Raw genomic sequence first — 10,811 nt, forward strand, 5'->3', positions numbered from 1 at the left:
CACCCGGAGAGTGCTCTCCGGGTGGGCCGCCGCCGTGTGAGGAGCGGGTGGCTCAGGTGCTGGTGCCGCTCAGGTGCTGGTGCCGCCGGTGCCACCGGTGGCGCCGCCGGGGAGCCCGCCGCCCGGGATGGACGGCAGCTTGCCCTTGAAGTCGGCGATGCCGTTGACGATGGTGTCCATCAGGCCGAGGTCCGGCGCCTTGTCGGCGATGTCGAAGCCGAAGTGCACGGAGATCAGCGACTTGCCGTCGGTGGACGGGAAGACCACCGTCTGCACGTAGCCGTTGTTGCCCTTGGGCGCGTCGACCTTCCAGCGGACCAGGTAGCCGTCCTGGCCGTTGACCTTGACCGCCTGGGACTTCAGCTCCTGGTGCCCGGTGATGGCGCCGTACGAGTCCTTGGCCGCCTTGTCGATGTCGGCCTTGGCGGCCGCCTGGGCGTCGGTACCGCCGCCGTCGATCCGGCCGGTGGTCACCCCGCCGAGGCTGCACGAGCCGTTGCCGTCCGGACACTGGTACGAGCCGACGACGACCGAGGCGTAGCCGTCGGGGGTGTAGCCGCCCTGCCAGCCGGAGGGGACGGGCAGGGTGAGCCCGTTCACCAGGTCGATCGCGTTGCCGGCGCCGGGCCTGGCCTTGCCGCTGCCGCCGTTCCCGCTCCCGCCGCTCCCGCCGTTTCCACCGGTCCCGCCGTTGCCACCGGTCCCGTTGCTGCCGTCGCCGCTGCCGCCGTTGTTGTTGCCGCCGTTGCCGTTGTTGCCGTTCCCGCTGCCGCCGTTCCCGTTGTTGCCGTTCCCGTTGTTGCCGTTCCCGTTGCCGCCGAGGCCCGGGAAGCCGTTCCAGGGGCCGTTCTCGCCGTTCGGCACGGCCTGCCGGGCGCTGCGCTGCGGGCGGTTGTCGCTCTGGCCGTCCATCGCCAGGAAGGTGATCCCGGAGCCGGTGCCCAGGCCGAGCAGCGCCGCGACGGTGGCGGCGATCATCATCGGGGACGGCCGGCGCCGGGGCTTGCGCGGCGGCGGTGCCTCGGAGCCGTAGGCGGTGCCGAAGGGCGGCGGCTCCGGGTAGCGGACGGTCGGCCCGCTGTCCAGCACCTCGCCCTGCAGCACCGTGGGCTCGCCGGCCGGCCCCGGCCCCGGAGCCCCGGTCGCCGGGGGCACCGGCTCCGGGGCGTCCGAGGGTGCGGGCCGGGTGCTGGCCGTCCAACCCCTGCCGTCCCACCAGCGCTGCGGCCTCGGGTCGCCGCCGGTGTCCTTCGGGTCCGGGTACCACCCGGCGGGAATCTGCTCGCTCACAACAGAGAATCTAAAGGCACGCGGATAAGCGCGAAATCAGCGCGGCCTCGAATTCCGGTGGTTTTCGATGAGATTACGGTGAGAAGGGGCGCGACGGGCACGCTCAGGACCGTCGGGCACGCCCGGGGCTACAGCGGGGTCACGTAGGCGCCCGAGATGCCGCCGTCCACCAGGAACTCGCTCGCCGTGATGAAGGACGAGTCGTCGCTCGCCAGGAAGGCCACCGCGGCGGCGATCTCCTCGGCCCGGGCGAACCGGCCCAGCGGGATGTGCACCAGCCGGCGGGCCGCCCGCTCCGGGTCCGTGGCGAACAGCTCCCGCAGCAGCGGGGTGTCCACCGGCCCCGGTGACAGCGCGTTCACCCGGATCCCCTCCCGGGCGAACTGCACGCCCAGTTCCCGGGACATCGCCAGCACCCCGCCCTTGGAGGCGGTGTACGAGATCTGCGAGGTGGCCGCGCCCATCCGGGCCACGAAGCTGGCCGTGTTGATGATCGAGCCCCGCCCGTGCCGCCGCATGTACGGCAGCGCGGCCTTGCAGCATAGGTACACCGAGGTCAGGTTGACCTCCTGGACCTTGCGCCAGGCGTCCAGGCCGGTGGTCAGGATCGAGTCGTCCTCCGGCGGCGAGATGCCCGCGTTGTTGAACGCGACGTCCACGCTCCCGTACGTCTCGTACGCCTCGTCGAACAGCGCCTCGACCATGTACGGGTCGGTGACGTCGGTGTGCACGAACAGGCCGCCGACCTCCTTGGCGGCCGCCCGCCCGGACTGCTCGTCCAGGTCCGCGCAGACCACCTTCGCGCCCTCCGAGGCGAGCCGGCGGGCGGCCGCCAGGCCGATCCCGCTGCCGGCGCCGGTGATCACGGCGGTGCGGCCGACCAGGCGGCGGCACACCGGGGCGTCGTTCTCCGTCATCGGCTGCTACTCCTCGCTGTGGATGAAGACGTTCTTGGTCTCGGTGAAGTGGCGCAGCGCGTCCGGCCCCAGCTCCCGGCCGACCCCGGACTCGCCGTAGCCGCCGAACGGCGTCCAGTACCGCACCGAGGAGTGCGAGTTGACCGACAGGTTGCCCGCCGCGACGCCGCGGGCCAGCCGCAGCGCCCGGCCGAGGTCCCTGGTCCAGATCGAGCCGGACAGGCCGTAGCGGGTGGCATTGGCCAGCCGCAGCGCGTCCGCCTCGTCGGTGAACGGCAGGACGGCGGCGACCGGGCCGAAGATCTCCTCGGTGACGGCCGGCACCTCCGGGTCGGCCGGCGCGATCACCGTCGGCGGGTACCAGTAGCCGGGCCCGTCCGGCACCGCGCCGCGGGCCAGCACCGGCAGGTCCGGGGTGACGTAGGAGGCGACCCGGCGCACCTGGGCGGCCGAGATCAGCGGGCCCAGCCGGGTCTCGGGGTCCGCCGGGTCGCCGGTGCGCAGCGCCTCGACGGCGGGCAGCAGCAGCGCCAGGAAGTCGTCGTACGCCTCGCGTTGGACCAGGATCCGGCTGCGGGCGCAGCAGTCCTGGCCGCTGTTGTCGGCGAAGGACATCGGATCCGCGGCGCGGGCCAGGTCGGCGTCGGCGAAGACGATGCTGGGGCTCTTGCCGCCCAGCTCCAGGGTGACCCGCTTGGCCCGGGCCGCGCAGCGGGCGGCCACCTCCTTGCCGACCACGGTCGAGCCGGTGAAGACGATCTTGCGGACCGCCGGGTGGTCCACCAGGGCCCGGCCGGTCGTCCCGCCCGGGCCCGGCAGCACCTGGAACAGGCCCTCCGGCAGCCCTGCCGCCAGGGCGAGTTCGGCCAGCCGCAGCGCGGTGAGCGGGGTCGCCTCGGCGGGCTTGAGCAGGACGGCGTTGCCCGCCGCCAGGGCCGGCGCGAAGCCCCAGGCGGCGATCGGCATCGGGAAGTTCCACGGCGCGATCACCCCGACCACGCCGACCGGCTCGTGGAAGGTCACGTCCAGGCCGCCGGCCACCGGGATCTGGTGGCCGGTCAGGCGTTCCACTCCCCCGGCCGCGTACTCCAGCAGGTCCCGGACGTTGCCGGCCTCCCAGCGGGCGTTGGCCACGGTGTGGCCGGCCTCGCGCACCTCCAGTGCGGCCAGTTCCGGCACGTGCACCTCGACCTGGTCGGCGAACCGGCGCAGCAGCCGGGCCCGTTCGCCCGGTGCCAGCGCCGCCCAAGCCGGCTGGGCCTTCGACGCGCGCTGGACCGCCGCGTCCACCTGCCCCGCGGTGGTGTCCGGGACGGTGGCGAGCACCTCGCCGGTGGCGGGATTGCGGACGGTGCTGACGGTGGGGTCGGCGGGGTCGGTCATCGGCCTCACATCCGTTCGAAGGATCGGTAGCGCTCCCAGTCGGTGACGGTGCCGTCGAAGGCGCACTGCTCCACCCGGGCCATGTTCAGGTAGTGCTCGACCACGTCGTCGCCGAAGGCCACCCGGGCCAGCTCGCTGTCGCCCCACAACTCCGCGGCCTCGCGCAGCGAACCGGGCACCCGGGCGTACTCCTCGACGGCGTAGGCGTTGCCCAGGCACGGCGCCGGCAGCTCCAGTTTCCGCTGCAGCCCGTGCAGGCCGGCCGCGATCATCCCGGCCACCGCCAGGTACGGGTTGACGTCCCCGCCCGGCACCCGGTTCTCCATCCGCAGGCCCTGGCCGTGGCCGACCACCCGGTAGGCGCAGGTCCGGTTGTCCCGGCCCCAGGCCACCGCCGTCGGGGCGAACGAGCCCTGGCGGTAGCGCTTGTAGGAGTTGATGTTCGGCGCGTACAGCAGGCTGAACTCGCGCAGCGCCGTCAGCTGGCCGGCCAGGAAGTGCCGCATGGTGTCGGTCATCCGGCCGTCCCGGTCGGCGAAGGCCGGCGCGCCCACCGCGTCGCGCAGCGACAGGTGGATGTGGCAGCTGTTGCCCTCGCGCTCGTTGTACTTGGCCATGAAGGTCAGCGCGCACCCCTGCTGCGCGGCGATCTCCTTCGCGCCCGTCTTGTAGACGCTGTGCTGGTCGCAGGTGGTCAGCGCGTCCGCGTAGCGGAAGGCGATCTCGTGCTGGCCGAGGTTGCACTCGCCCTTGGCCGACTCCACCACCAGCCCGGCGCCCGCCATCTCGTTGCGGATCCGGGACAGCAGCGGCTCGACCCGGGCGGTGCCCAGCATCGAGTAGTCCACGTTGTACAGGTTCGCCGGCGTCAGGCCGCGGTAACCGCCCAGCCAGGCCTGCTCGTAGGTGTCCCGGAACACCAGGAACTCCAGCTCGGTCCCGATGTCGGCCGCCAGCCCGTACTCCGCCAGGCGCGCGATCTGGCGGCGCAGCAGTTGGCGGGGGGCCGCGTCCACCGGGTGGCCGCCGTGCCGGGCCAGGTCCGCGGTCACCTGCGCGGTGCCCGGCTGCCAGGGGGTCAGCCGCAGGGTGCCGAGGTCGGGGCGCATCGCGAAGTCGCCGTAGCCGGTGGCCCAGGAGGAGAAGGCGTAGCCGTCGACGGTGTTCAGGTCGACGTCCACGGCGAGCAGGTAGTCGCAGGCCTCGGCGCCGTGCTCGACCACCTCGTCCAGGAAGAAGCGGGCGGCGAAGCGCTTGCCCTGCAGGCGCCCCTGCATGTCCGTGAACGCCAGCGCCACGGTGTGGACCTCGCCGGTGTCCACCAGCGTGCGCAGTTCGTCCAGGGTCAGCGGCGCCCGGGGCGGCACGCCCGCGGCGGCGTTCTCGGGCATGACGGAACCCTCCACGATCACTCTTCGAGTTCAAGCGGTCACAGCGAACCGTACGGCCTGCGGCGGACGGCGCGGAAGAGGGCGGACACGTGTGGCGCGCCGACATGCGTGGTTGACGGGGGATCAGGCGGTGCGGGGGGAGAATGCCCGCCATGGATCGCAGGCCTTTCATCGGCGTCAGCACCTACCTGGTCGACGCGAGTTGGAGCAACTGGCAGGGCCGCCGGGTGGCCCTGGTGCCCGAGCGGTACACCGCATACGTCCAGGAGTCCGGCGGGATCGCGGTGCTGCTCCCGCCCGACTCCCCCGACCGCGCACCCGAGGTGCTCGCCCGGCTCGACGCCCTCGTCATCGCGGGCGGGCCCGACATCGACCCCGCCTACTACGGTCAGCCCGCCCACCCGCGCACCGAGGTCGACTCCCCCGAGCGGGACCGGTGGGAGTCGGCCCTGCTGCGGGCGGCCCTGGCGGCCGGGATGCCGCTGCTGGGGATCTGCCGGGGGATGCAGGTGCTCAACGTCGTCTGCGGCGGGACCCTCGTCCAGCACCTGCCGGACGTCGTGCCGGTGGACGTCCACGGCGGCGCGGACGGCGGCTACGGGACACACCTGGTGCGGCCGGTGCCGGGGACGCTGCTCGGCGGGCTGCTCCCGGAGAGCGAGGTGGAGGTGCCGACCTTCCACCACCAGGCCGTCGACCGGGTCGGGGCCGGCCTGCGGGTCTCGGCCCACGCGCCGGACGGGACGGTCGAGGCGGTCGAGGGCCCGGGGTTCACCCTGGGCGTGCAGTGGCACCCGGAGCAGGGGGAGGACCTGCGGGTGATGCGGGCCCTGGTCCGGGCGGCCACCGCGGCGCAGTTGGACACCGCGCTGATCGGGTAGCCGGGGCCCGCCCGCCCGGGCGGAACGGACCGCTCAACGGCAACGACAACGGTCACCAGTACAGCCTTTGGATCTTTGTCCGTTCTGCGGTTCACTTCGGGTGCAGGGCGATCGCGCCCCTCCCCTCCCCACCCGTGCGTCCAGAGAGGACTTCGATGGCCGGGCACGAGCATTCCCACACTGATCATGCGCATGACCACAAGCACGCGCACGACCACGGCGGACACCGGCACGGCGGACTCGGCGGCCACGGAGGCCACTCGCACGGTGTCGCCGCCGACGCCGACCGCCGCTGGCTGCTCAGCGCCCTCACGCTCATCGTCATCTTCATGGCCGGCGAGGTCGTCGTCGGCTTCGCCGCGAAGTCCCTGGCCCTGATCTCCGACGCGGCGCACATGCTCACCGACGCCGCCTCGATCGTCCTCGCGCTGGTCGCGATGCGCCTCGCCGCCCGCCCGGCCCGCGGCGGCTACACGTACGGCCTCAAGCGCGCCGAGATCCTGTCCGCCCAGGCCAACGGCGTCACCCTGCTGGTGCTGTCCGCCTGGCTGGGCTACGAGGCCGTCACCCGGCTGTTCGAACCGCCGGAGGTCGCCGGCTCGCTGGTGCTGGTCACCGCGCTGATCGGGATCGTCGTCAACCTGGCCGCCGCCTGGTGCATGTCGAAGGCCAACCGCAGCTCGCTCAACGTCGAGGGCGCCTTCCAGCACGTGCTCACCGACCTGTACGCGTTCATCGCCACCGCCGTCGCCGGCGCCGTCATGCTGACCACCGGCTTCGTCCGGGCCGACGCGATCGCCTCGCTGGTCGTGGTCGCGCTGATGCTCAAGGCCGGCATCGGCCTGGTCCGCGACTCCGGGCGGATCTTCCTGGAGGCCGCCCCGGCCGGCATCGACCCGGACGCGGTGGCCGACCGGATGGTCGCCCAGCCGCTGGTCGAGGAGATCCACGACCTGCACATCTGGGAGATCACCTCCAACCAGCCCGCCCTGTCCGCACACATCCTCGTCACCCCCGGCGGCGACTGCCACGCCGTCCGGCGCGAGCTCCAACGCGGACTGGCCGACGAGTACGGCATCACCCACAGCACGCTCCAGGTCGACCACGTCGGCGAGGACGCGGCCGGCGCCCTGCTCCAGATCGCCGCCCCCGGCGAACAGCCCGCCGAACACTGCGCCGACGCGCACGGCCCGGTCCACCGCGCCGGCCCGCACGAGCACTGAAGCCGCCCTCCTGTCGTCGCGGTGCGGCATGATCTGACACGTGACCGCACCGCGACTGATGCTCCTCGACTCCGCCAGCCTGTACTTCCGGGCCTACTACGGCGTGCCGGACACCCTGCGCTCCCCCCAGGGCGAACCGGTCAACGCCGTCCGCGGCCTGCTGGACTTCATCGCCCGGCTGGTCCACGACCACCACCCCGACCAGCTCGTCGCCTGCATGGACGCCGACTGGCGCCCGCAGTGGCGGGTCGACCTCCTCCCCTCGTACAAGACCCACCGGGTCGCCGAGGCGGCCCAGGACGGCGAGGAGGAGGTGCCGGACACGCTCGCCCCGCAGGTCCCGGTGATCGAACAGGTGCTGGACGCGCTCGGCATCGCCCGCGTCGGCTCCCCCGGCTACGAGGCCGACGACGTGATCGGCACCCTCACCGCCCGCGCCCAGGGGCCCGTACAGATCGTCACCGGCGACCGCGACCTGTTCCAACTGGTCGACGACGCCCGCGAGATCACCGTCCTCTACCCGGTCAAGGGCATGGGCAACCTGCAGATCACCGACGACGCGCTGCTCCTGGAGAAGTACGGCGTGCGCGGCGCCCAGTACGCCGACATGGCCGCCCTGCGCGGGGACCCGAGCGACGGCCTGCCCGGCGTCAAGGGCATCGGCGAGAAGACCGCCGCCCAGCTCATCAACGAGTACGGCGACCTCACCACCATCCGCGCCGCCGCCCTCGACCTCTCCTCCAAGCTCACCCCGGCCCGCCGCCGCAACCTCGTCGAAGGCGCCGCCTACCTCGACGTCGCCCCCACCGTCGTCCGCGTCGCCCCCGACGCCCCCCTCCCCACCTTCGACCCGGCACTCCCCCACGAGCCGCTCGACCCGATGACCCTCGAAGACCTCGCCACCCGCTGGGGCCTCGGCACCTCCCTCGAACGCCTCCTGGAATCCCTCGCCACCCGCTGACCACCACGCGGTGGGGCCTTTCCGCCGCGCCAGGAGAATATTCGCGAATCGGCACTCCCCTCGGGCCGGTCCCCGGGCATCCTGATTCCGCCTGACCGACAGCGAGGGGAGCGGCTGTGAGCCGACGACTGCGGCACATCGGAAGCAACTCCGGAAACAGCGGATGCCCGACGCTCTACGAGGACGTCGACACCGGGGAGGTGTTGGTGCAGGGCGATGTCGTGACCGACCCCGACGAGATCGCCCAACTCCGCAACATCAAGCCCGGCGAAGGGTTCGTGATCGTGCCCCGCGCGCTGCTCGCCGACTTCGCGCCGCGCGACGTGGACCGGGAACGCGTGCTGATCGGCTACGAAGAGTTCGAGAACATGTTCAAGAGCTTCCAGCACACGGCCTTCCGGCTGGAGACCCGCCGCCGGTACCACTCCGACGAGCAGACCGAAACCTACCGCCGGTTCGCTGCCGGGATGGCGCCCGGATGGGACCTGGACGACCCCTGGTGCCGCTCGCGCCGCGAACAGGCGGCCCTGGGCAAACGGTTCGAGCGGGTGCGGATCATGGACAACCCGCCCACCCTGGGGCAGCGGTACCTGCTCGACAACGCCGAACGGAACAACGCCGTCGGCGAGGACACCCGGTACCTCTGGCGGGCCGACGCCGAACGCCTGGGTCTTCCGCAGGAGGACGCCTGGCTGTTCGACTCGCGCGTCATCGCCTTGCTGCACTTCGACGCCGACGACGACCTGACCGACATCGAACTGATCACCGACCCGGTGCAGGTGGCCCGCGCCTGCCAGGTACGGGACGCTGCCTGGCACTTCGCCACGCCGAGCCGCGGATTCGGCGCTGAGGTACCGTCCGCCATGTGAGCACCGACTTCCAACAAGCACGAATCGCCCTCGGTCTGCGGCTCCGTGAGCTGCGCACCGAGGGCGGTCTCACAGGCAGGCAACTGGCCGACCGTCTGGGCTGGACGCAATCCAAGGTCAGCAAGCTGGAGACCGGCCGACAGACGGCCACCCACGAGGACCTCAAGGCCTGGGCCGAGGGCGTCGGACAACCCCACACAGCGCCCGAACTGTCGGCCACGCTACGGGCCTTCGAGTCGGGGACCCGCACCTGGCGACGGCAGTTGGCCGCCGGACACAAACCGGTGCAGGACACGCTGACCGCCGAGTACGAGCGTTCACGCGTCATGCGCGCGTGGCAGAATTCCATGATCGTCGGCATGCTCCAGACGGCCGACTACGCCCGGCACATCTTCAGCGCGTACGTCAGCCTCCACCAGTCGCCGCGCGATGTAGAGGACGCCGTTCGAGCCCGCGTCCAGCGACAGGAAAGCCTGTACCGGCCAGGCAAGCGATACCACATCGTCATGTGGGAATCCGCACTACGCGCCCTGGTGTGCCCACCGGCCGTGCTAGCCGCGCAACTTGACCGACTCAGCGGTGTGGTCGGACTGGATACCGTCTCCTTGGGCATCGTGCCGTTCGAAGCCTCACTCGGGTTGCCTCCTGCCAACGGATTTTGGATTCACGACGAACGGCTTGTCATCGTCGAGGACTGGCACGCGGAGCTGTGGTTGGACCAGCCCGACAACGTATCGCTGTACCTGCGTGTGTGGGAGACGCTGGCCGGCGCGGCCGTCTACGGACCGGACGCCCACCGCATCATCACGCGGTGCCGCAGGGCACTCGGTTCTGCCTGAGAATTCCCACGCACCCCAGCTGCCGGAGCTGGAATATTCGAGAATCATGCTCCCGCCGGCGAATCTCGGCCGCTTAACGTCCTGCCGATGGCTCCGATCGGCACGGGAGTTGAGCGATGATCACGAACTCGCAGCGGTTGGCGGCTGGTCCACACCTCGGTGTGAGCGTCGATACCGACCAGCAGCACTGGAAGGCGGTCGGCGATGTCCTTGCGTGAAATCGCTCTACGCGAGCCCGGCCGACCCACCGTTGATGCAGACAAGTGCCCGTCCTGCCAGTGGTTCGACGCCATGGAGCGGGAGGCCTGCAAAGCTCCGGAGAGCGTGGACCGCTCCAAGCTGGCGAACGCGCGGGTGCTGCGCCTACGGCACGAGGCATCCGGAGAGTGCCTGAACCCGGATGGCGCCGGGTGACGAGTGACGCCCGGGGGACGTACTGGACCCCAGGCCAGCAACTCCGAAGTCTCGGCCGTGTCATGCCCCCGAACCTTCAACCCGACCGACGAGACACCCCCACCGTGCCCGTTGCAGCGCCGCTGACCACAAAAACCCCGACTGCCAGCTCCGCAATGGTCAAGCCAGTTCCCCCTGCCGAGAGTCCGGGGCGAACGAGATACGTGACTGGCACATCCCGCACGGCCCACTCACCGACGCGGCCTCGCGGGTGATGCCGTTCTTCGAGGTCCTCGAAGAACGGCATCGGGCCCTGTGACCTCTGCATGGGTTTCCGCCGTTACCGACCCGCTTCAGACGATCAAGGCTGGCGAATTCGACCGTCGCCCTTGGCCTTGGTGGCCTCGCTCGACCCGAGCGAGGACACCAACCACAACTCCCTAACTCCGTTGATACGTCTCCAGGACTCGGCCCTCAGGTACCGCACGGTAGTGACGTACGGCGGCGAGGCGCAGCCGAAGCCAGGGTGGGGGGTGCCGCAGACCCTTGGCGGCTTCCACCCCCCCCCACCACCATTGTCAGGAAGTCGCCGGACACACGAAGGGGGGCGGGGCCGGCGCGAGGGTCACTGTGGGGCGGGGGGAGAAGCACAACACCAGAGACG

The 10,811-nt window shown here is 71.6% G+C and carries 9 protein-coding genes; 5 read left to right on the forward strand and 4 right to left on the reverse strand.

Annotated features, from left to right (window positions below; all coding sequences use genetic code 11):
- Positions 1–69: 69 nt before the first annotated feature.
- The 4 genes from ACFV6D_RS11150 to ACFV6D_RS11165 form a co-directional block, all read right to left on the reverse strand.
- Positions 70–1,290, reverse strand: coding sequence for a DUF2510 domain-containing protein (locus ACFV6D_RS11150; RefSeq protein ID WP_380559321.1), 1,221 nt, complete (start codon positions 1,288–1,290; stop codon positions 70–72).
- A gap of 128 nt (positions 1,291–1,418) precedes the next feature.
- A complete protein-coding gene (locus ACFV6D_RS11155; RefSeq protein ID WP_063346866.1) occupies positions 1,419–2,207 on the reverse strand; it encodes a 3-oxoacyl-ACP reductase in 789 nt (262 codons plus the stop codon).
- A 6-nt stretch (positions 2,208–2,213) separates the two neighbouring features.
- Positions 2,214–3,590 (reverse strand): aldehyde dehydrogenase family protein, encoded by a 1,377-nt coding sequence (locus tag ACFV6D_RS11160; protein WP_380559323.1) that lies wholly within the window; start codon positions 3,588–3,590, stop codon positions 2,214–2,216.
- A gap of 5 nt (positions 3,591–3,595) precedes the next feature.
- Positions 3,596–4,981: a glutamine synthetase family protein gene (locus ACFV6D_RS11165; protein WP_363378760.1), complete on the reverse strand. Its 1,386-nt coding sequence runs from the start codon at positions 4,979–4,981 to the stop codon at positions 3,596–3,598.
- Between the two features lie 152 nt (positions 4,982–5,133).
- On the opposite strand from ACFV6D_RS11165, the gene ACFV6D_RS11170 reads away from it, so the two are divergent.
- The 5 genes from ACFV6D_RS11170 to ACFV6D_RS11190 all read left to right on the forward strand — a co-directional run bounded on the left by ACFV6D_RS11170 (position 5,134) and on the right by ACFV6D_RS11190 (position 9,754).
- Positions 5,134–5,862, forward strand: a complete 729-nt coding sequence (locus ACFV6D_RS11170; RefSeq protein WP_063346868.1) for a gamma-glutamyl-gamma-aminobutyrate hydrolase family protein — start codon at positions 5,134–5,136, stop codon at positions 5,860–5,862.
- A gap of 155 nt (positions 5,863–6,017) precedes the next feature.
- The gene (locus tag ACFV6D_RS11175) at positions 6,018–7,085 is read left to right on the forward strand and encodes a cation diffusion facilitator family transporter (RefSeq protein WP_380491716.1); all 1,068 of its coding nucleotides are present in this window, start codon (positions 6,018–6,020) and stop codon (positions 7,083–7,085) included.
- Positions 7,086–7,143: 58 nt separating this feature from the next.
- Positions 7,144–8,046 carry a 5'-3' exonuclease H3TH domain-containing protein gene (locus ACFV6D_RS11180; protein WP_380491726.1) on the forward strand — a complete coding sequence of 301 codons (903 nt, stop codon included), beginning with the start codon at positions 7,144–7,146 and terminating at the stop codon, positions 8,044–8,046.
- 116 nt (positions 8,047–8,162) lie between these two features.
- Positions 8,163–8,915 (forward strand): DUF6879 family protein, encoded by a 753-nt coding sequence (locus ACFV6D_RS11185; RefSeq protein WP_380559324.1) that lies wholly within the window; start codon positions 8,163–8,165, stop codon positions 8,913–8,915.
- On the forward strand, positions 8,912–9,754 hold the full coding sequence (locus ACFV6D_RS11190) for a helix-turn-helix domain-containing protein (RefSeq protein ID WP_380559325.1): 843 nt from the start codon (positions 8,912–8,914) through the stop codon (positions 9,752–9,754). The genes ACFV6D_RS11185 and ACFV6D_RS11190 overlap by 4 nt, the downstream gene beginning before the upstream one ends.
- The last annotated feature ends 1,057 nt before the right edge of the window (positions 9,755–10,811 follow it).

Origin of the sequence: Kitasatospora sp. NPDC059812 (genome assembly GCF_042732075.1) — a bacterium.
Classification (GTDB): Bacteria; Actinomycetota; Actinomycetes; order Streptomycetales; family Streptomycetaceae; genus Kitasatospora.